General features: G+C 72.4%; 15 protein-coding genes and 3 pseudogenes. 7 read left to right on the forward strand and 11 right to left on the reverse strand.

All coding sequences use genetic code 11. The features are described 5' to 3' along the window. Positions 1–5: 5 nt before the first annotated feature. The 4 genes from HUT10_RS01780 to HUT10_RS51740 are packed head-to-tail and all read right to left on the reverse strand — an operon-like array spanning position 6 to position 3,659. Positions 6–305 carry a hypothetical protein gene (locus HUT10_RS01780; RefSeq protein ID WP_176169578.1) on the reverse strand — a complete coding sequence of 100 codons (300 nt, stop codon included), beginning with the start codon at positions 303–305 and terminating at the stop codon, positions 6–8. Further along, positions 272–1,189: a RimK family alpha-L-glutamate ligase gene (locus HUT10_RS01785; protein ID WP_176169579.1), complete on the reverse strand. Its 918-nt coding sequence runs from the start codon at positions 1,187–1,189 to the stop codon at positions 272–274. Before HUT10_RS01785 ends, HUT10_RS01780 begins: the two co-directional genes overlap by 34 nt. Continuing rightward, positions 1,186–1,911 carry a hypothetical protein gene (locus HUT10_RS01790; protein WP_176169580.1) on the reverse strand — a complete coding sequence of 242 codons (726 nt, stop codon included), beginning with the start codon at positions 1,909–1,911 and terminating at the stop codon, positions 1,186–1,188. The genes HUT10_RS01785 and HUT10_RS01790 overlap by 4 nt, the downstream gene beginning before the upstream one ends. Further along, a complete protein-coding gene (locus HUT10_RS51740) occupies positions 1,908–3,659 on the reverse strand; it encodes a M6 family metalloprotease domain-containing protein (RefSeq protein ID WP_176169581.1) in 1,752 nt (583 codons plus the stop codon). The genes HUT10_RS01790 and HUT10_RS51740 overlap by 4 nt, the downstream gene beginning before the upstream one ends. A gap of 297 nt (positions 3,660–3,956) precedes the next feature. Between HUT10_RS51740 and HUT10_RS01800 the strand changes: the two are divergent. After that, positions 3,957–6,043, forward strand: a pseudogene (locus HUT10_RS01800) (DUF6351 family protein). Between the two features lie 40 nt (positions 6,044–6,083). Here the strand turns inward: HUT10_RS01800 and HUT10_RS01805 are convergent. From HUT10_RS01805 to HUT10_RS01815, 3 genes and pseudogenes are all read right to left on the reverse strand, one after another. Beyond that, positions 6,084–8,306 carry a xanthine dehydrogenase family protein molybdopterin-binding subunit gene (locus HUT10_RS01805; RefSeq protein WP_176169582.1) on the reverse strand — a complete coding sequence of 741 codons (2,223 nt, stop codon included), beginning with the start codon at positions 8,304–8,306 and terminating at the stop codon, positions 6,084–6,086. After that, positions 8,303–9,298 carry a xanthine dehydrogenase family protein subunit M gene (locus tag HUT10_RS01810; RefSeq protein WP_176169583.1) on the reverse strand — a complete coding sequence of 332 codons (996 nt, stop codon included), beginning with the start codon at positions 9,296–9,298 and terminating at the stop codon, positions 8,303–8,305. The genes HUT10_RS01805 and HUT10_RS01810 overlap by 4 nt, the downstream gene beginning before the upstream one ends. After that, a pseudogene (locus tag HUT10_RS01815) lies at positions 9,295–9,782 on the reverse strand (2Fe-2S iron-sulfur cluster-binding protein). The gene HUT10_RS01810 and the pseudogene HUT10_RS01815 overlap by 4 nt, the downstream one beginning before the upstream one ends. Positions 9,783–9,884: 102 nt before the next feature. Here HUT10_RS01815 and HUT10_RS01820 point away from each other — a divergent pair. Together HUT10_RS01820 and HUT10_RS01825 are read left to right on the forward strand one after the other, a co-directional pair. After that, complete coding sequence (locus HUT10_RS01820) at positions 9,885–10,529, forward strand: TetR/AcrR family transcriptional regulator (RefSeq protein WP_254896614.1); 645 nt, start codon at positions 9,885–9,887, stop codon at positions 10,527–10,529. Positions 10,530–10,578: 49 nt separating this feature from the next. Then, on the forward strand, positions 10,579–10,878 hold the full coding sequence (locus HUT10_RS01825; RefSeq protein WP_176169584.1) for an EthD family reductase: 300 nt from the start codon (positions 10,579–10,581) through the stop codon (positions 10,876–10,878). Positions 10,879–10,908: 30 nt separating this feature from the next. On the opposite strand, the gene HUT10_RS01830 is transcribed toward HUT10_RS01825, so the two are convergent. Then, entirely contained in the window at positions 10,909–11,685 is a 777-nt protein-coding gene (locus tag HUT10_RS01830; protein ID WP_176169585.1) for a hypothetical protein, read from the reverse strand. Positions 11,686–12,020: 335 nt separating this feature from the next. Between HUT10_RS01830 and HUT10_RS01835 the strand changes: the two genes are divergently transcribed. The 4 genes and pseudogenes from HUT10_RS01835 (at position 12,021) to HUT10_RS50315 (ending at position 16,541) form a co-directional block, all read left to right on the forward strand. Further along, entirely contained in the window at positions 12,021–12,338 is a 318-nt protein-coding gene (locus tag HUT10_RS01835; protein ID WP_176169586.1) for a hypothetical protein, read from the forward strand. 418 nt (positions 12,339–12,756) lie between these two features. Beyond that, the gene (locus tag HUT10_RS01840; protein ID WP_176169587.1) at positions 12,757–13,734 is read left to right on the forward strand and encodes a YncE family protein; all 978 of its coding nucleotides are present in this window, start codon (positions 12,757–12,759) and stop codon (positions 13,732–13,734) included. A 132-nt stretch (positions 13,735–13,866) separates the two neighbouring features. Then, positions 13,867–15,768 (forward strand): annotated as a pseudogene (locus HUT10_RS50310) (NB-ARC domain-containing protein); the annotation flags it as partial. A 182-nt stretch (positions 15,769–15,950) separates the two neighbouring features. After that, positions 15,951–16,541: a tetratricopeptide repeat protein gene (locus HUT10_RS50315; protein WP_254897420.1), complete on the forward strand. Its 591-nt coding sequence runs from the start codon at positions 15,951–15,953 to the stop codon at positions 16,539–16,541. 352 nt (positions 16,542–16,893) lie between these two features. Here the strand turns inward: HUT10_RS50315 and HUT10_RS01850 are convergent, their stop codons facing one another. The 3 genes from HUT10_RS01850 to HUT10_RS01860 are packed head-to-tail and all read right to left on the reverse strand — an operon-like array spanning position 16,894 to position 20,128. After that, on the reverse strand, positions 16,894–17,487 hold the full coding sequence (locus HUT10_RS01850; RefSeq protein ID WP_176169588.1) for a class F sortase: 594 nt from the start codon (positions 17,485–17,487) through the stop codon (positions 16,894–16,896). Then, a complete protein-coding gene (locus HUT10_RS01855; protein ID WP_176169589.1) occupies positions 17,477–18,322 on the reverse strand; it encodes a DUF4397 domain-containing protein in 846 nt (281 codons plus the stop codon). The genes HUT10_RS01850 and HUT10_RS01855 overlap by 11 nt, the downstream gene beginning before the upstream one ends. Positions 18,323–18,349: 27 nt before the next feature. Next, positions 18,350–20,128, reverse strand: a complete 1,779-nt coding sequence (locus HUT10_RS01860; protein WP_254896615.1) for a glycosyl transferase — start codon at positions 20,126–20,128, stop codon at positions 18,350–18,352. Positions 20,129–20,437: the final 309 nt, after the last annotated feature.

Raw genomic sequence — 20,437 nt, forward strand, 5'->3', positions numbered from 1 at the left:
GGCGGTCACGAGACGCTGAACTGCCCCGGCTCCGGATCCGGCTCCGCCAGGATCCACCCCGACGAGCCCCGCCCCGCCCGCAGCTTCACCCGCGCCCCCACCGCCGCATCACCCAGCAACCGCCGGGGCACCGCGACCTCCAACACGTCACCGACCGCGGCCGCCAGCAGGTCGGCCTTGCCCTCCACCGGCGCCGAACCCGAGATCCGCAACCGCACCTCCTCGTGGCCGGGCAGGGCCGGGTGGGTGCGGCGGGCTTCGATCGTGCCGGTCAACGCGGTGAGGTTGTCCCTGACCTGCGACATCGTGCCTCCGTGAGCAGCTCGGCGAGCGTGCGGGCGATCGGCTGGCCGCCGCCGTCCTCGAAATAGCTGTACGCGGGCATCGGGTTGACCTCGAAACACACGTACTCGCCGTCGGGGCGGCGGCGCAGGTCGATCCCGCACAGGGCCAAGTCCAGCAGCTCCGCCAGCTCCACGCAGCCCTTGGCGACCGGGTCCGGCAACTCGGCCGCCGTGAGGTCCGCGATCTGCCCCGACCGGCGCGCGTACCGGTAGTCCAGCGCCGGGCTGACGATCTCGGTCGGGAACACCGCCCCGCCCACGACGTGCACCCGGACGTCGACCCCCGGCACGTACTCCTGGAACTGCGTCGGCAGCGCCCGGACCAGCTCGAGCCGCGCGGCGGTGCGGTCGTCGAGCTCGGCGACGATCGAGCGGATCCCGCTCACGGACTTGAACACCACCCGCCCGTGCCGCTCGCGGAACGCCCTGACCTCGGCCGGGTCGTCGGTGACCAGGGTGTCCGGCACGGCGAACCCGGCCGCGGCGATCAGCCGCGCCTGGAACGGCTTGGACGTGTTCGAGTGCATCGCCGAGGGCCGGTTCACCACCAGCGCGTCGGTCAGGTCGAGCCATTCGACGAACGCCTCGTCGAACGCGGCCTCGTGGCTTCCGCCGGGCGGCAGCTCCAACGGCCGCGCGTAGACCGCCGTCACCTCGCCGAGGTCCAGGCGCTCGCCGCCGAGGACGACCGTGCCGATCGCGCCGTCCGGTCCGTAGCGCACGGACAGGTCGTGGTGGCGCAGCGCCGCCTGGTCGATGAACCGGTGGTCCACGCCGAGCTCGGCGGTGGTCTCGACGCAGCGGGTCAGCGGGGTGTCCTCGCCCCGGCCGTAGAAGAGGATCACGACGCCACCTCCACCAGGTAGCCCGCCACCACCGCCACGTGGGCGGGGTCGTGCAGGGCGGGCCGCGGGTCCACAGCGGACAGCCGCGCCGCGCCGGCCTCGCGGGCGAACCGGAACTCCAGCAGCGGGCAGCCGGTGGCCCGGGCGACCTCGGCACAGCCTTCGCCGAACCGCCCGGCCTGGTCGCCGGTCACGTGCCGCCCGGCGACCAGGACCGAACCCACCGGAACCCGCTCCGGCGGCGGCGAATACCGGCCCGCGCGGGTACCGACCGTGTGTCCGGTGTGGACCACCGGCAGGCCCGCCCGGCGCGCCGCGAGCAGCCAGTACGGCAGGGCCGCCGGAGCCGCGGAACCGTTGCCGTTCACCGGGTTCACCACCGGGCAGGGCAGCCCGGCCAGCCAGCTGACGAACAGCGCGTGCAGCTCCATCGCCGCGTAGTCGCGGTCCCGGGCGCCGGCCCGCGCGAACCGCACCGGCGGGACGCCGTCGATCCGGGTGAGCACCGCGGACGGCGAACTCGGCACGCACCCGCCGTCGGCCAGCCGGATCTCCGTCGCGGTGGTGCCGTCCGGGGCGACGGTGTGCACCCAGCGTTTCGCCACGGCCAGCCGCCGCGGCGAAACGACGGTGACCGCGCAGGCGCCCCGGCGGGCGGCGACGGCCGAAGCCACCGCCGCCGCGCCGGAATCCCCGCCGCCGGCCAGGATCAGGACCGTCATGACCGCGGCGGCGAGTCGTATTCGCGCTTCGCCGCGGCGTCCCCGGCTTCCATGCGCTCGGCCGCCGACGTGGTCTCCCGGCCGTAGTCCGGTCCGCCGATCAGGTCCGGCCGCAGCTCCGCGCCGATGAACGGCTCGGCGGCCTGGCCTTCCAGCGCCGCCACGCGGGCGGCGAGGTCGGCCACGGCGGCCTCGAGGTCACCCTGCTCGCCGGGGGCGCGGCCGATCGGCGGCCACTCCTGTTCCTTGAGCTCCTTGAGGTGGTCCTTGCGGTCCTTGATCGGCTCCTTGAACTCCTTGCGGACGTCCTTGCGGTCCTTCCACGGTTCCTTCAGGTCCTTCGGGAGGTCCTTGCGGTCCTTTGGCCGGTCCTTGAGGTCCTTGAGCAGGCTCTTCCCGCACCGGACGGTCACCGACGCGGTCATCGTCGCCGCGGACGCCGAGATGCCGGTGACGGACACGCAGGTCTCGACGCCGGCGAAGGAGTCGGAGTTCGGGGTGGTCGTGTGCGAGAACGAGGTGGTGCCGGAGCTGCCCGGGTAGGGGTCGCCCGCGTCGCCGCGGTTGTGCTTGAGCTCCAGGTCGCGCCGGCCGTCGGCCTGCACCAGCCCGACCTTGTAGTGGTTTTCGTCGGTGTTGCCCGGCTGGGCGTCGTCGATGTGCCAGATCAGCAGGCCCTCCCCGGGCAGCCGGGCGTCGTAGCCGGTCTTCTGCCGGTTCTCGACCAGGAAGTACTCCGAGCCGGCTGCGCCGTCCTTCCACAGCCGCAGGACGTTGTGGCTCGTCTTGACGTCCGGGATGCTGACGGCCTGGTTGGTGGTCACGCCGGTGACCGAAACCCAGCCCTGGTTGGCCTTGCACCACGCCGACGGGTGCGCGGGGACGTCGCCGCCGCCGTTCCACGACCCGCCCGCCATCAGGCACCAGTTGCCGATGCCCTCGGAGGTGTCGTCGACGTCGTAGAGGTCGGGGAACCCGAACAGCAGGTGCCCGAGCTCGTGGGCGCAGACGCCGAGTTTCGCGTCCTCGGGGATGGTCAGGTAGCCGTAGATCTTCGTCGTGTCGGCCTGGTAGGCGGCGGGCAGGACCCACTTGTGGGACCAGATGTCGCCGGGGCTGCCGGTTTCTTCGCCACCGCGGCCGGCGTGGACGATGACGAACGCGTCGACGAAACCGTTGCCGTCGTTGTCGTAGGGGCCGAAGTCCACCGCCGGGTCGGCGGCGACGGCGGCGTCACGCGCCAGGTCGCGGGCGCGGGTGGTGCCGGTGGGGCGGCCGATGCCGAAGTTGCCGTTGGCGTACCAGGTGAGGGGCTGCGGCATCCGGTAGGTGCCGACGACGTCGCCGTCGATGTCGACCAGCCCGTTGGTGACCTCGCGGTAGTACTCCTTGACGCTGCCGTTCGGCAGGACGCCGGTGGAGAAGAACAGGTCGTGGAAGTGCTGGGCGGTCGCGGTCAGCTGCTTATCGGAGAAGTCGACCAGCACGACGATGACCCGGACGGTGCCACGCAGCGGCGCGCGTTCCATGGCGGCGTTGCGGATGACCGTCTCCGGCGTGCCCAGCGGGTATTCGTCGGGCGGGATGATCGTGCCGTCGTCCAGCCCGATCGCCCGCGGTTTCCGGACCGGGCCGACGTAGCCCGCGAGCGTTTCCGGCGCCTCGCTCCGCAGGCGGTCGAGGCCTTCCTTGAGCCGATCCGCCAGATCGGGGTGGGGCGCGACGAAGCAGTGTTCCGGTGTTCCCATGACTTGGCCCTCCTCGTGACCGCTGGTACGCCCTCCCGTGCGCCGGACCGGACGGCGGAATACATCGGACGCGGCCGAAGACGCCAAAAGTCATCGATTCGTGACGAAGAAGGCCGAAAACGGCGGAATTCACCGAAAATCGGGGTGGGCGGACATTAATCGACTGTTCTCGGACCAGTGGTTGTTCCGCCGGAGCCGCAGGTGCTATACCGGCTGCAGCCTGGTGTCGCGACGGTGCGGTGCCACTAGCGAGCGGAGTCTCTGGTGGCGAACCGTGCGTTGCGCTCAGCCGTCCTGGTGGCCGCCCTCACCGCGCCGCTGCTCCTGCCGGGGGCCGCGACGGCGACGTCGTGGCGGCCGCTGACCATCGAGACGGTCTCCAACCCGCGGCCCGCGCTCGTCAGCGGCGGCCAAGTCCTGGTCAGGATCACTCCGGCGGACGGGCGGGTCACCGTCAGCGCGAACGGCCACGACGTGACCTCGAGCTTCCGCGCCCAGCCGGACGGCAGCCTGCTGGGCTTGGTGACGGGCCTGCGCGACGGCGTCAACGAGCTCAGGGCCGGTGCCGCCGGCCGGCGAGCGGACCTGCGTGTCACCAACCACCCGATCACCGGGCCGGTCTTCTCCGGCGCTCGGCAACACCCGTTCTACTGCGAGACCACGGCGTTCGGCCTGCCCGCGGCGACGCCGCCGCTGTGCAGCGCGCCGACCCAGGTGAGCTACCAGTACCGGACCACCGCGGGGACCTTCGCGCCGCTGGCGGACCCGGCGACCCGGCCCGCGGACCTCGCGACGGCCACCGTCGGCGGACACGCGGTGCCGTACGTGGTCCGCCTCGAGCGCGGCACCATCGACCGCGCCGTCTACGAGATCGCCGCGCTCTACGACGGCCCGCCCTCACCCGTCACGCCGGACGCCGGCTGGAACGGGAAGCTGGTCTACACCTTCGGCGGCGGCTGCAACGCGGGCTACCACCAGGGCACCTCGACCGGCGGGGTGGTCAACGACCTGTTCCTGGCCCGGGGCTACGCGGTCGCGTCCTCGACGCTGAACGTGCTGGACACCAACTGCAGCCCGATCATCTCGGCCGAAGCGGCGATGATGGTCAAGGAGCACTTCGCCGAGACCTACGGCCCGATCGCGCACACCATCGGGTGGGGTGGCTCGGGCGGGCGATCCAGCAGTACGACATCGCGGAGAACTACCCCGGCATCGTCGACGGGATCATCCCCGGCGTCTCGTTCCCGGACCCGCTGAGCACGGGCGGCCCGGTGTCGGACTGCCGCCTGCTGGAGCGGTACTTCGCCGGACCGGGTGCCTCGTTCACCGCGGCGCAGAAGCAGGCCGTCGCGGGCTTCGCCAGCTACGACACCTGCGTCTCCTGGGACAAGACCTTCGCCAGCCGCGCGACGGCGACCGGCAGCTGCAACGCGGCCATCCCGGTGCCGGCGCGGTGGGATCCGGTCACCAACCCGGGCGGGGTGAAGTGCAATTCGAACGAGCAGCTGGTCAACCAGCTCGGCCGGGATCCGCGGACCGGGTTCGTGCGCAGCCCCCTGGACACCACCGGCGTGCAGTACGGGCTGGCCGCTTTGACGGCCGGGACGATCACCGCCGCGCAGTTCGCCGACCTCAACGCCGGCATCGGCGGCCTCGACCACACGGGAGCGCCCGTGCCGCAGCGGATCGCCGCCGACCCGAAGGCGCTGGCCACGGTGTACGCCGAGGACATCGTGAACTCCGGCTCGCAGGGCCTGCGCGAGACGCCGATCATCGACCAGCGCACCGACCTCGACTTCGCCGGGTTCGGCAACGATATCCATACCACCGAGTGGTCCTACGTGATGCGGCAGCGGCTGCTGCGGGCCAACGGCACCGCGGCCAACCAGGTCATCATCGAAAACCACGCCACCGCGGCCGAAGCGGCAGCCGCCGGCGGCTACGAGCTCGACGCCATGGACCGCTGGCTCACCGCGATCGACGCCGACCGCTCGCACCGGAGCCGTCAGCAGAAGGTCCTGGCGAACCGCCCGGCCGACCTCGCCGACGGCTGCTACCTCTCGCCGACGGAGCGGATCACCGAGCCGCTGACGTACCCGGCGACCGGCCGGTGCGGCGCGCTGTACCCGGTGGCGGCCGACACCCGGATGGTCGCGGGGGAGAGCCTGGCGCTCGACGTGCTGAAGTGCCGCCTGCAGCCGCTGGACTTCCGCGACTACCCGGTCACCTTCACCGCGGCGGAACGCAAGCGGCTGCGGGCGGCGTTCCCGGACGGTGTCTGCGACTACAGCCGCCCGGGCGTGGGCCAGCGGGCCCCGATCGGAACCTGGCTGAGCTACGGCGACGAACGGACCGGCACCACCCCGCCGACCAAACCGCGGTGACCGCGGACCAGCCGACGGGGATCAGCGAAGAAGGCCGGTTTCACAGCAGCTTGTCGAGGGTGATGGGGAGGTCGTAGACCCGCTTCCCGGTCGCGTGGTGGACCGCGTTCGCGATCGCTCCCGCGACGCCGGTGATGCCCACCTCGCCCACGCCGATCAGCCCGAGCGGCATCGTCGGGTCCGGGTCGTCGAGGTAGCTGACGTCGATCGGCGGGATGTCGGCGTGCACCGGGACGTGGTACTCGGCGAGGCTCGGGTTCATGATCCGGCCCGTGCGCGGGTCGACCAGGGTCTCCTCGGCCAGTGCCATGCCGATGCCCATCACGATCCCGCCGCGCAGCTGGCTGGCCGCGGTCTTCGCGTTGATCACCCGGCCGACGTCGAACACCCCGACCCACCGCGACACGCGCACCTCGCCGGTGTCCGGGTCGACGCGCACCTCGCAGAACTGGGCTCCGCACGCGGCCTTCATCCAGCGTCGCTGGTCGCGGAGGAACTTCGCCATGAACTTCACCTGCCCGGCGACCCGGCCGAACCGGGTGTCGGAGCCGACGGCGGCCTCGACCGACGGCACGCCGGCCTTGGCCAGGATCGCCGCCGGGCTCATCCCGGCCGCGTCCGAGCGTTTCGCCAGTGCGTCCAGTTCCTTCTTCAGCTTCGCGCACGCGGCCAGCAGGCTGTTGGCGATGCTCGCCGTCTGCATGGATCCACCCGCCCCGGGGCTCACCGGCAGCGTGGAGTCGCCGTACTCGACCCGGACCGCGTCGAACGGCACGCCGAGCGCGTCGGCGGCGATCTGCGCCTGCGCCGTCGCGCCGCCCATGCCCATCTCCTGGAAGCCGCAGCGCACCAGGACGGTGCCGTCGACCGAAAGCCGGACCGTGACGCTGGCCGTGAACTGCCAGGACGGGTGGTACGCCGACGCGACGCCCATCCCGACCAGCCACCGCCCGTCGCGCATCGACCCCGGCTCCGGTGTCCGGTCGGCCCAGCCGAACCGTTCGGCGCCCTGTGCGTAGGCCTCGCGCAGCATCCGGTGGGCGAACTTCTTGCCGTCGATGGGGTTGACCGCCGGTTCGTTCCGCATCCGCAGCTCGATCGGGTCGACGCCGACCCGGTAGGCGAGCTCGTCGATCGAGGCTTCCAGCGCGTAGGTCCCGATCGACTCACCGGGCGCGCGCATCGAGGTGTTCGGGATCAGGTCCAGTTCGACGAGGTTCTGCTGGACGAGGATGTTCTCGGCGGCGTACAGGTGCTTCGACTGCGACGTCACCTGTTCGGGTCCGCCGCCGACCCGGCCGGTGCGGGTCACGCTGGTGTGGATGAGCGCGGTCAGCCTGCCGTCGGGGCCGGCGCCGAGGGCGACGCGCTGGGTGGACGGCGTGCGGCCGCCGACCGTGCGGTAGACGCCTTCGCGGGTGAGCATCAGCCGGACCGGCCGTCCGGTCGCGCGGGCCGCCAGCGCGGCGAGGATCGTGCCGGGCCAGACCATGCCCTTGCCGCCGAAGCCGCCACCGACGAAGGGGGCGATCACCCGCACGTTCGCCGCCGGGACACCGAAGCGGATGGCGAGGTGCGTGCGCAGCCAGTCGATGCTCTGGGTGCCGTCGTGGATGGTGAGCCGGTCGCCGTCCCAGGCCGCGGTGGTCGCGTGCGGCTCGATGGCGTTGTGGTGGTGCGCCGGCGTGGTGAACCGCAGGTCGAGTGCCACCGGGGCCGCGGCGAGTGCGGCTTCGGCGTCCCCCTTCTTCGCCGTGCCGGACATGATCAGGTTGCTCTTCTGCGGCTTGGCGTTCTGCTCCTCGGCCGCGAAGTCCACAGTGGACGGCAAGGGTTCGTAGGTGACGGTGACCAGCCCGGCGGCTTCGCGCGCGGCCTCGAGGGTGTCGGCGACGACGACCGCGACCGGCTGGCCGTCCCAGTGCACCTGGTCGGTGTTGAGGTAGTCGACCGACGTGCCGGAGACCAGGGTGGCGAGGTTGAGCGGGCTCACCTTCGGGGCCGGGTTCAGCGGGGGAGCGTTCAGGTGGGTGAGGACCGCGACGACGCCGGGCACGGCGGCCGCGGCCTCGGTGCCGATCGCGGTGATCCGGCCGCGGCTGACCGTCGAGTGCACCAGCGCCGCGTGCGCCAGGTCGGGGAGGGCGTATTCGGCCGAGAAGCGGGCGGCGCCGGTGGTCTTGGCCGTGCCGTCGACCCGGTCGATCGGACGGCCGACGGCGGGGCCGGTGCCGGTCTCCGTGGCGGGCAGGGTCGTGGTCATGCCGCACTCCCGTCGGTGAGCAGGCGGCGCAGCGTCGCGACGATCGTGCGCTGGGCCAGCTCGATCTTGAAGGTGCTGTCCGGACGGCCCACCGCGGGCGCGAGCTCGGCCGCGGCCGCCCGGCGGAAGGACTCTTCGGTCGCCGGTGCGCCGAGCAGGATCCGTTCGGCTTCGCGGGCGCGCCACGGTTTCGCGGCGACGCCACCCAGGGCCAGCCGGACGTCGGTCACGACGCCGTCTTCGGTCTCCATCGCCGCCGCGACGGAGACGAGGGCGAAGGCGTAGGACGCGCGGTCGCGCACCTTGCGGTAGCGGGAGTGCGCGGCCACCGGCAGGGCGGGCAGCTCGACGGCGGTGATCAGCTCGTCCGCGGCCAGCGCGGTCTCGACCTGCGGGGTGGTGCCGGGCAGGCGGTGCAGTTCGGCCAGCGGGAGGCGCCGGACGCCGCGGGCGCTCTCGACCTCGACCTCCGCGTCGAGCGCGGCCAGCGCGACGGCCATGTCGGAGGGGTGGGTGGCGATGCAGTGGTCGCTGACCCCGAGGACGCCGGCGTTGCGGGCGAACCCGCCGATCGCGGCGCAGCCGCTGCCCGGGGTGCGCTTGTTGCACGCGGCCGCTTCGTCGTAGAAGTACAGGCACCGGGTCCGCTGCAGGAGGTTGCCGCCGACGGTCGCCATGTTGCGCAGCTGCGCCGAAGCGCCGTTGAGGACGGCCTGGGCGAGCACCGGGTAGCGGGTCCGGACGAGGGGGTGGGCCGCCAGCCGGCTGTTGCGGACGAGCGCGCCGATCCGCAGGCCGCCGCCGGGCAGCTCGTCGATCCCGGTCAGCGGCAACCGGGTGATGTCGACGACCACGTCGGGCTGCTCGATGCCCTCGCGCATCAGGTCGACGAGGTTCGTCCCGCCGCCGAGGAACTTCGCGTTCGGCTCGGTGGCGATCGCCCGGACGGCGGTCTCGACGTCGGGGGCGCTGAGGTAGGTGAACGTCCTCATCTCGCGATCTCCTGGATGGCGTGGACGATGCCGTTGTAGGCGCCGCAGCGGCACAGGTTGCCGCTCATGCGCTCCCGGATCTCCGTGTCGGTGAGTTCGCCGGCGGGGCCGGCGAGGTGTTCGGTGACCGCGCTGGGTGCGCCTTCCTTGTGTTCGGCCAGCATGCCGATGGCCGAGCAGATCTGGCCGGAGGTGCAGTAGCCGCACTGGAAGCCGTCGTTGCGGACGAAGGCCCGCTGCAGCGGGTCGTCGACGCCTTCGATGGTGGTGATCTCGCGGCCGGTGTACTGCACGGCGAGCGCGAGGCAGGAGTTGATCCGCTCGCCGTCGGCGAGCACCGTGCACGCCCCGCAGGCGCCCTGGTCGCAGCCCTTCTTCGTACCGTCAGCCCGAGCCGCTCGCGCAGCGCGTCCAGCAGGCTGACCTGTGGTGGGAGGTCGAGCAGCTCGTCGACCCCGTTGACCCGCAATCGCACCTCGACCACATGGACCCCTTCGCTCGTGGGAGTGCCCGCCAAGTTAACAGAACGCCATCCTCTTAACAAGAGAACGATGTTCTGTTAAGTGGACCGTATGATGGCTGAGAAATGTCTCAGTCGATGTTCATGCGGGCCAGGCGGCCCGAGCAGAAGGAGCAGCGGCGCACGGCCATCCTCGCGGCGGCCCGTGAGCTCGCGCTCGAATCCGGCGTGCGCAACGTGACCCTGGGCGGCGTGGCCACGGCCGTCGGGCTGGCCAAGTCCAACGTCACCCGCTACTTCGGCACCCGCGAGGAGATCTACCTCGAGCTGGCCGCCGAGTGCTGGCGCGAGTGGGCGGCCGAGGTCCCCCGCCGGCTCGCGGCCGGCGGAGACGTCGTCGACGTACTGGCCGAGACGCTCGCCGAGCGCACGCTGTTCTGCGACCTGATGGGCCACACCGCGACGTCGCTGGAGCACAACGTCTCGGTGGCCGCCGCGCGCGACTTCAAGCGCGTCGTGCTGGGCGCCGTCGCCGACCTCGGCGGGGTGGTCGCCCAGGCGCACCCGGCCCTGACCGAGGGCGAAGCGTTCGAGCTGGTCGCGGCGGCCGCCGGCCTGGCCGGAATGCTGTACCCGGCCGCGAACCCGCCACCGACGCTGCTCGAGGTCTACGCCCAGAACCCGGACCTCGCCGCGGCGTGCGTGCCCCTGGCCCCGACGCTGAAGCGGGCGCTCGCCGCCCTGGCCGCCGGATTGCCGTCCCTGCGCTGAGGCCGGGGTGTGCCAGGCTGGAAGCGATCACCACCGCGAAAGGACCCCGATGCACCGGCTCACCGTGCTCTACCCGCCGCCCGCCGACGAAGCCCACTTCCGCGACTACTACGTCAGCAACCACCTGCCGCTGGTGGCGAAGCTGCCCGGCCTCGTGCGGTCGAACTACTCCTTCGACGTAGCCGCCCGCGGTGGGGAGACCCGCTACTTCGCCGTGTTCCACGCCGACTTCGAGTCGGCCGAGGCGATGGCCGCCGCGCTGGGGTCGGAAGCGGGCAAGGCGGTGTCCGCGGACGTGCCGAACTACGCGACCGGCGGGGCCGAGGTCATCGACTACCCGCTCCGCTGAGCCTGTTCGGCGTCCCCCCCCGGGCTGTCGTCAGCTGCACCAGGCGGTGAACGGGTGATCGGCCTGGTAGCGGAGGTTGACGGTGCGGGTGTTGGCCGGGAGTCTGATCGGGCCGGGCCGGTCGGGATCGAACACGAAGCCGCTGCCGACGGAGGTCACGCGTGACCCGGCGGAGTCGGTGGGGGTGTCGCCGATGGCCCAGACCTCGATCGCGGTGACCTTGCGGCCGAAATGGGAGGCGACGAACAGGCTGCCCATGCCGTTGCACGGGATCGAGATGTAGTCGTCGTCGGCGGCGGGAGCCAGCATGTCGAAACCTTCTTTCGAGGCCTTGGGTTTGGGGTCGGTGTCCACGCCGGGCCAGTGGTCGGCGACCGAGGAGATGTCGTAGCCGGGGGCGACGTTGGCGCGGTACTGCTTCGCGACGGCGCCGGCGGGGATCGCCGGATCACCGTCGAACCGGGCGATCCAGTAGTGGGGCTCGGCCACCCCCGCCGAGCGGAAGGCGCTGCGGACGGCCGGCCAGGTGGCGGTGTTGCAGTAGATCGTCGGATCGGCTCCGGCGGCGCGGCGCATCCGCACCCAGCCCGGGGCCTGCGCGGGCGTGGCGTCACCGGGTTCGACGTCGAGTACGTGCCCGGCGTTCGTCGTGGCTTTCTTGACGATCTGGACCTTCACCGCGTTCGGGAATCGCGCCCAGTCGGCGTCGGTCCAGGGTGCCAGCTTGATCCTGTCGATGTAGCCGGCGACCATGGCCGCGGTTGCGGGGATGTGCGCCGCCGTCACGGCGTCGTACATGGTGCGCATGCTTCCTCCGTCCGGAGTTCCGTGCCGGTCTTCATCGGACGGGAAGCCCCGGCACACGCCACACTCGCAGAGCGCGTCGACAATCCGTCGACATCGCGGCGACAGGATGGCCGGTCCGCCGGCGCTCGAGAGTGGACGGTCGTCCACCCGCTGCGCCGGGGCGGGTGGGCCTCTCCACAGTGGAATGGTGGGTGGATCCGGGCCGTTCGGCAGCATCACCCAACCCGCCGAAGGGCGAATCCTGCGGCTTTGCCGGTCGGCGACTTCGGCTTCGAGGGTGGCTACAGTACGCAGATCCACGCAGCGGTGGCTCGGGGCGAGTGAGGAACGGGGCCGTGATGCACGAATGGTTCGCGGTGCGGTGTGTCTTCCAGTGGAACGAGGCTGGCCGCCGTCCGTACGAGGAACGGCTCACGGTGTGGCGCGCGGCCGGTATGGAGGGCGCGCTCGCCGCTGCCGAGGCGGAAGCCCGGGAGTACGCGGAGGCGATGGGGGCCACCTACCTCGGGCTGACCCAGGGGTACGAGACCGGGCTGGTGGAGCTCGCCTCGGGGAGTGAGGTGTTTTCGCTGCTCCGTGACAGCCCGTTGCCGCCGGAGGAATACCTGGACCGCCACTTCGACACCGGCTCCGAGCACCAGAACACCACCTGACCTGAGGCCGCGTTCTCGCGGCGGCGCGGAAGCACGGTTTCGGCGGCATCCACGCGAAGCGGGCCAACGGCGCTCTGCCCGCCGTCCGCCGACGAAGCCCACTTCCGCTGGATAGTGAGCTATCCGGATCGCTGTATTACGGGACGGATTTCCCCGATAATTGCGGGACACTCGGACGGGTTGAAAAGGTTTACGAGCCGCAAAAGTGGTTTTCACCACGGCGTTCACTCGTCAAGGCGATCATGATCTTGTTCCGGTGGGAGGTCCGCCGGACCGTCGGTTAGCGTGACTCCCGGCCGGGGAAACGGCGCGCCACAAGCGCTTCGCCGACCGGCTTCCCCGAAGGCGTCCGATCAGGAAATCCGAAGAGCCTTCGTTTTCGAACCAGTCAGGGTTGGCTGCTGAACCGGAGAAGGTCATGTCATTCGGAAATGGCGCTGTTTCGCGCTCGCCCCGGCCTGTTGCCGGGGTGCTGGCGGCCCTGCTGCTGGCCCTCGCCTGGGTGTGCCCGGTCGCGCAGGCCTACCCGGCGCGGGTGCAGGTGTTCGTGGCGAACAGCGGTTCCGACAACGTCACCGTCTACGACACCCGGATGCAGGAGGTGGTCGCCACCGTCCGGGTCGGGCACTCGCCGGTCGGTGTGGGCGCGGCGCCCGGCGGAGACCGTGTCTACGTCACCAACGAGCTCTCCGACACCGTGTCGGTGATCGACGCCCGCACGTATTCCACGCTGGCCACGGTTCCGGTGGGCCTGCACCCGTTCGGCGTCGCGGTGGCCGGCCCGCGCGCGTACGTGACGAACTTCGGGGCGGACACGGTTTCGGTGATCGACACCGGGACGAACACCGTCGTGCGGCAGATCCCGGTCGGCCGGTTCCCGCACAGCCCGGCCGCCAGTCCCGACGGGCGCCGGGTGTACGTGACCAACAACGGCGCGGCCACCGTGTCGGTGATCGACACGGGTACGGACCAGGTCGTGGCGACGCTGCCGGTCGGCCGCTTCCCGGCCGGCATCGCCACCAGCCCGGCCGGCGACCGCCTCTACGTGGCGGCGACCGGCGCGAACAGCGTGAACGCCATCAGCGCCACCGGCCCGACGCTGATGACGACCCAGCCGGTCGGCGAGGTCCCGATGGGGGTGGCGGTCACCCCGCGAGGCCAGGTGTACGTCGCCAACGCCGGATCCGACACGGTGTCGCTGCTGGGCCGCAACCCGCCGACATCGATCCCGGTCCAGGACGAGCCCGAAGGCGTCGCGGCGGCCCCGGACGCCAGCTACGTGTTCGTGACGAACTCGGCATCGGGCTCGATGTCGGTGATCGACATCGCAACGAACACGGTGGTGACGACCGTCCCGGTGGGCAGCGAACCGGAGGGGCTGGCCGTGACATCCTGACCATCCCGATCGTCTCCAGGTGGCTTTTCGTCGGAATCGACAGGGTCCGGGCACCAGGGCTGGGCAGTTCGGTGGTTGCTGGTGCGGTTGGATCGGGCAGACGATGTCCGAGTTGTGAGAGGCGTGACGCTGGTGGGTAGCGATGCCGGAGGGCCGGATCCGGCTCGGATCACTGACGTTGCGGGGTTCGTTCGCGAGGTCGATCTGCTGCGCCGGCAGGCGGCCCGCGGCACCGGCAAGGCGCGAGTCAGCCTGACCGAGCTCGCCGGTTTGACCGATGTGCCGCGCTCGACCGTGCACGCCTATGTCTCCGGCAAGATCCACCCACCGTCCGACGTGTTCGACCGGATCGTCATCGCATTGGGTGTTCCGCGCGCGGCGTGGGCGAGCTGGAACGAAGCCTGGTTCCGCGTGGCCGCCCACCTCCACACGGAGAAGCAAGCAGCCAATCCGCCGGCGGTTCCCCGGCAGCTGCCCCTCGACGTTGCCGGGTTCGCGGGACGCGAGCGGGAGCTTGCCGTACTCGACGAGCTGGTGAACGGCTCGCCGGGTACCGGGGTTGCGCTCATCACCGGGATGCCGGGGGTCGGCAAGTCGGCGTTGGCCATCCGGTGGGCGCACCGGGCCCTCGGCCGCTTTCCCGATGGCCAGTTGTTCGTGAACCTGCGGGGGTTCGCCGAGGCTCCCCCGGCGGATCCGGTCGACGTGCTGTCCGGCTTCTTGCGCGCCTTGGGGACGGCTGAACGTGAAACACCGAGGGAAGCCGACCGGCTCGCAGCGACCTTCCGGTCCGCGGTCGCCGGGCGTCGCATGGTGGTGGTGCTCGATGACGCGAGCAGTGCCGAGCAGGTGCGCCCGTTGTTGCCCGGCTCGCCGAGCTGCGCTGTCCTGATCACCAGCCGCACGAGACTGGTCGGCCTGGTCGCCAGGGAAGGAGCGGTCCCCTTGGAGCTGGGACCGCTCGGGACGGACGACGCCGTCGCCCTCCTCCGGCACGCCGCCGGTCCGGATCGGGTCGACGCCGACCCGGCGGCGGCCGCTGAGCTGGCCGAAATCTGCGGACGTCTCCCGCTCGCGTTGCGGATCGCCGCGGCGAACGCCCGCATCCGGCCGGGCCTGCGCCTCTCTGTGATGGTCGAGGAGCTCCGGTCGGCTGATCCGCTTGCGGTGCTCGATGCGGCGGTCGATCGGGAGACCGCCGTCCAGAACGCGGTCGCGCTTTCCTACCGGGCGCTGAACTCCCCGGCACGACGGGTGTTCCGGCTCCTCGGGCTGTTCCCGGTCGACGGGATCGCCTTGCCGGCCCTGGCGGCCGCGACCGAGCTGGCGCCGGAGTCGCTGGTTCCGGTCGTCGGCACCCTGCTGGACATGCACCTCCTCTTCGAGCGGACGCCGGCGCGGTACAGCCAGCACGCCTTGCTGCATTCGTGGGCCAAGCGCCGTTGCCTGGCGGAAGACACCGACGAGGTGCGTGACTCTGCGCTGCAGCGGCTGATTTCTCACTACGCAGGGCTCGCGACCGACGCAGCGCAGCTGAGGCACCCACGTCCATACCGGGAGAAGTACGCGCACGCCCGATCCGGCGGCGCGTCGTTCGCGACCGCCGACGAGGCGCTGACCTGGTTCGACGTCGAATTCGCCACGCTGTGCACGCTGACCCGGCAGGCCGCCGCGGCCGGCCTGCACGCGTTGGCGACCCAGCTGTGCGTTGCCCTGCACTTCGAGTTCGAACGGCACCGTTCCGCGGAGTGGCTGCCGGTCAGCGAAGCTGCGTTGGCGGCGGCGCGCGCCGCCGGGGACCCGGCCGGGCAGGTGCTGTGTCTGCGGGTGCTCAGCAGCGCGCACTGGAGCAGATCGGACCACGCCGAAGCGCTCCGCCACCTTGACGAAGCCGTGAAACTGGCCGACGAGCTCGATGCGCCGGACCTGCGGATGATCGTCCTGACCGATCTGGGCCGCACGTCGATCTCGATCGGCCGGCTCCACGACGCCGCCGGGCACTACCGACGGGCCCTGGATCTGGAGCCGGCTCAGGACGGGGCAGCCTCCATCCCGAACCTCGTCGTGCTCGGCGACGTCCTCTGGGAACTGGGGAACTGGCCGGTGCCTACGACCTCCAAATCAGGGCGATCGAGACGGCGACCCGGCAGGGTTACGCCGCCGGGCTGCAACTCGCCGAAAGCCACGCGGGCCGGCCCATCCAGGCGCTCGGTGACCTGGAGCGCGCTGTCGAGCACTACCGGACCGGTCTCGAGCTGTGCCGGTCGGCGGGGGAGCACGCGGACGAGGCCAGCGTGCTCGCCAACCTCGCGGGCGCATTGCGCGACCTCGGCGCGTACGAGGAGGCGCTGGCGACCGCTCGCGACGCCCTGGCCAAAGCGACCCGGCTCGGCATGCTTCGGACGCAGGCGGGCGCGCACCACGTGCTCGGCACGGTCATGGTGGAGCTCGGCCGGATCGACGAGGCCCGGACGGCGCTCGAGTCGGCACTGGCCCTTTCCGTCGAGGCGGGCCATCCGCGTGGCCGCGGGGACGCGCTGGTCGCCCTGTCCGCGGTGCACCTGCGACAAGGGAGATTCGACGAAGCCTACGACCGGGCCGGTCGAGCCCTGGTCCTCAGCGAGGAGACCGGCCACGCCCTGATCCGGGCCGACAGCCTGCTCGCGATGGCCGCGGTCGAGGTCGGACGCGGGGAATCCGGAGCGGCACGTGCTCACGCCGAGCAGGCTCGAGCCCTGCACTGCCAAGCGGGCTGCCAGCTGGGTGTCGAGCGCGCCGACGCGGTGCTGACGTCGTTGCCGTCCTGACGGCGCTGGCGTCCGGGAGCGTCCAGGTATGTCCAGGATCCGGCCATCCCGGGCCGCGGTGGTGGTGAAGTGTGGCAGTCGTCGCCCAGTCGGGGACGATGCGCCGGTGACAGGGGGGCACTGGCCGGCGGTTCGGCGGTTCGCAGCCAAGGGGAGGTGGCGACGCCGAACCGCCGTGGCCGGCGGTGGGCGACCGTGCTCGCGGCGCTGGCCCTGGCCGGTCTGGTGAGCGCGTCTGAGGAGTACCACAGCGTGGGGGTGAGCGAGCTCGTGCTGTGGGGCTACCCACGCCTGGAGCAAGCGTACTGGTTCGGTCACGGCGTCCGGCCCGGCGCGGGTTGCCGAAGGCGTACTAGCCCCAGCGCGTCGAGGCGTAGACGACGATGTTGTCCCGATAGGACCGTTTCGCCGCGTCGAAGCTGCCGCCGCAGGTGATGAGCCGCAGGGCGCTGCCCGGCGCCGGTCCGTACACCGCGTCGGTCGGGAACGCGTTCTTCGGATAGCGCTGGACGGCGTCCACGACGAACCGGGTCTCCTGGCCGTCCGAGCGCCCGACGAACACTTCGTCGCCGTCGCGGAGGTCGCGCAGCCGGAAGAACGGCGCCGGGCCGGACCGGGAGTCGACGTGCGCGGCGATCACCGCCGGCCCCGGGTCGCCCGGCACCGGACCGGCGGCGTACCAGCCGACGTCTTCGAAGCGCGCCGGTGCTTCGAGCTGGTGGTCCGCCCCCAGCCCGAGCGGCACGAGCGCCGGTGCGTCGACGCCGATCGCCGGGATCCGCAGCCGCACCGGACGGACCTCGGCCGCGGTGGGCAGCGGCTTCGGCCCGGTGGCCGTCTCCGCCGGGGTGGTCCCCGCCGGAGGTGGCGCCGCGGGCGGTGGAGCCGGGGCGCAGCCCGCCACCACCAGGACGGCGACGAGCAGCGCGCCGACGTCACCGCGCACGAGCCGCCCGGCGTCCCACGACGAGCGCGGCCAGCAGCCCGACCGCCGCGAAGGCCGGCCACAGCGGCGTCCCGGGCGGCGGTGCCGTGCCACCACCGCCGGTTTCGACACCCAGCTTCGGCGGCTCGGGCAGCGATGCGCCGTCGGAGATCGGGTTCGCCTTCAGCACGCCGTTGTTCTCGAGGACGAACACGGTCGTCGAACTCCCGGACTTGACGTCGACCTCCGGGGTGGTCTTCGCCGTCCCGCTGCGCAGCTGCAACGGCCAGCGTCCCTGCGGCACGTCGACGTAGGGCGAAGTGAAGCCGTAGGGCGCGTCCTGGGCGAGCAGGACGCCCGGGCCGTCGACCGTGACCGGGGCGATCGCCGCCGACCCTTCGACGATCCGGAGCCGGCCCTTGCCCGCGGCGGGCGCGGTGAGGTCGTCGGTGACCAGGGTGCCCTTGAGCGTGCTGCCGGGTCCGTTGGCGAACACCAGCAGCGAGTAGGCGGACCGCTCGGCGATCTCGATCGTCGCCGAGAGCGCGGGCGGGGTGCCGGCCGCGGCGTCGGCGGGCCGCATCGACAGCGTGTACTTCCCGGGGTCGAGCGAGGAGTACGGCGTGACGGCGCCGTAGCCCGACTTGCGGATGACGACCTTCTCGGCCTGACCGAACGGCGCGAAGGAGATGTCCACGGGCGGGACCTTGGGGGAGAGGTGACCGACTCGGATCCAGCCGACGCCCGGGCCGGGGGCGGTCGCCGCCTCGGCCGTGACCGGCGTCAGCGCGACGAGCAGGAGGGCGGCGGCGGCCGCCCCGCCGGGTCTGAGCAGGAGCTGGGGGAGGGTGCGCAACGGAGGGCCTCTTTCACCGGATCAGGATCAGGGAGAGGAGAACGGGACGAGCAGTCCCGGGGGTGCGAACAGCAGGTAGGTGACGAGCACGCCGTCGCCGGTCCGGACGACCGACGAGGGGCGGAACGGATCGCGCTGGCCGGTGTAGAACGCGGCCGCGCCGTCTTCGCCGCCGGTGAGCAGCACCCGGCGGCGGGGTTGCCCGGCGGGGTCTTCGCCGGGGACTTCGGGGAACGCCGCGACCCGGACCGGCTGCAGCGCCGCGAGCGCGGCGATCGTCGCGATCAGCCGGGAGTCGACGCGGCCCGCGCGCAGCGGGACGACGGCGTCCGGGGTGAAGGTGATCCGGGCCGACGCCTGGAGGGCCTCGCCCGCGCGGGCGCGAGCCGACGCTTCCGACGGCGCCGCCGGGTCGGCGGGCGGCAGCCCGAGGCGCGAGACGGTGACGCGGCCCTCGCCGGTCCCGAACACCGCGGTCGCGCCGGAGCCGTCGAAAGCCGCGTCGAGAGCGGGGTAGCGGTCCCGCAGATCGGTCTCGTCGGCGGTGAAGACGGCCCACTCGGCGGGCGGGCAGCCCGTCGCGCACGCGGCGGCCGCGACGAGCGCGCCGGTCGGCCAGCCCGCCTTCGCGAGCTCGGCCCAGGCACCGTCGTCGACCAGCACGCGGGCGCCGGAACCGTTGGCCCGCAGCCAGTCCCGCGCCTCGGCCAGTGGGCCGCCCCGGTCGGCCGCGGGCCGCAGCGCGGGGTAGCCGTACCCCCAGCCGACGGCGACCACCGCGACGAGCACGACCGCGGCGGCCGCGGTCCCGCGCCGCCCTTCCCAGCGGTGGGAAGGGCGGCGCTGCCGCGTCACGGCCTGCACTACTCCGGCCAGCAGCAGCGGCGTCACCGGCAGCAGCAGCGCGAGCACGGCGGTGTCCGGCACGCCGGGGACGAGCAGGGCCGCGACGAGCAGCAGTCCGGACACCGCGAACGGCCGCAGCGCGGCCACGGCCGGTGCGGCCACCAGCGCGACGGTCGACAGCACCGCCCATGCCGGGTCGAGCGCGACCCAGTCGGCGACCGAGGGACGGCCCGAAGCCGCCAGGTGCGGCCGCAGGAGCCCCGCCGCCGGGCCGAACGCGATGCCGAGCCCGAGGTTGAGCAGCACCGCCACGAGCGCGGCCCGCACGGGCGAGCGGCGCACCAGCAGCCAGCCGGCCGCGGGCAGGAAGACCAGCGCCAACGGCGAAGTGAGCACGGCCGCCAGCAGGCAGACCGCGGCCGGCACGTCGTGCCGGATCCGGGCGTCGGGCCGGGTGAGCAGCACCAGCGCACCCAGCGCCCACACCGCCGCCAGGTGTTCGACGACGACCAGCCGCTGCAGGCCGAGCGCCAGCGGGGACGCCGCGAGCAGCAGCACCGCGGCCGCCGCCGCCCAGCGCGTCAGGCCGAGCCGCCGGGCCAGGACCCACAGCAGCAGCGCGCCGAGCACGGCGACGAGGAGCATCGTTTCCCGGACCGCCACCAGCGCCGTGACCGAGCGCCCGAAGGCGTCCGAGACCGTGGCGCAGGCCGAAAGCTGCCACCAGCCGAACGGGCTGACCCCGGCGCCGCCCGCGTCGGTGAACGCCGTGAAGTGCCGGAGCGCGACGGCGTGCGCGACGTTCGCGGCTTCCGCGGGCAGGGCCGGTGCCGGCGCGGCGAGGTAGAGCACCCGCAGGGCGCCGGCCAGCGCCAGCAGCGCGAGCACGACGTCGAGCGACAGCAACCGGTGCGCGGCCACCGGTCCGGAGGGCGTCGTTTCCCGGCTGTGCTGGGCCATTGGACGGATCGTAGCCGCTCCCGATCACCCGTCCAGCTCAGGACGGTTACGTCAGCCGGTCGGCCCAATGGCCGGAAAAGCGTTGTCCCGCATGATTTTTTCCGCCTGTCCGGAGTGGATCCGGAGACCGCACGGGCGGCGCGATCCCGTCTTCGCGGACCCCCGTCGGCCGGCGGCGCAACGCCTCGTGCAGGTCGGCGACGTACGGCCGGGCCGCGTCGGCCGGCCGGCCGGTGGCGGGGTGAGGCCAGTTGGCCGATTTCGAACAGCCGCAGCCCGAGCCGCACCGCATCCCCCTCGTGGGTGAGG

It is taken from the genome of Amycolatopsis sp. Hca4 (genome assembly GCF_013364075.1).
In the GTDB taxonomy this organism is placed as follows: Bacteria; Actinomycetota; Actinomycetes; order Mycobacteriales; family Pseudonocardiaceae; genus Amycolatopsis.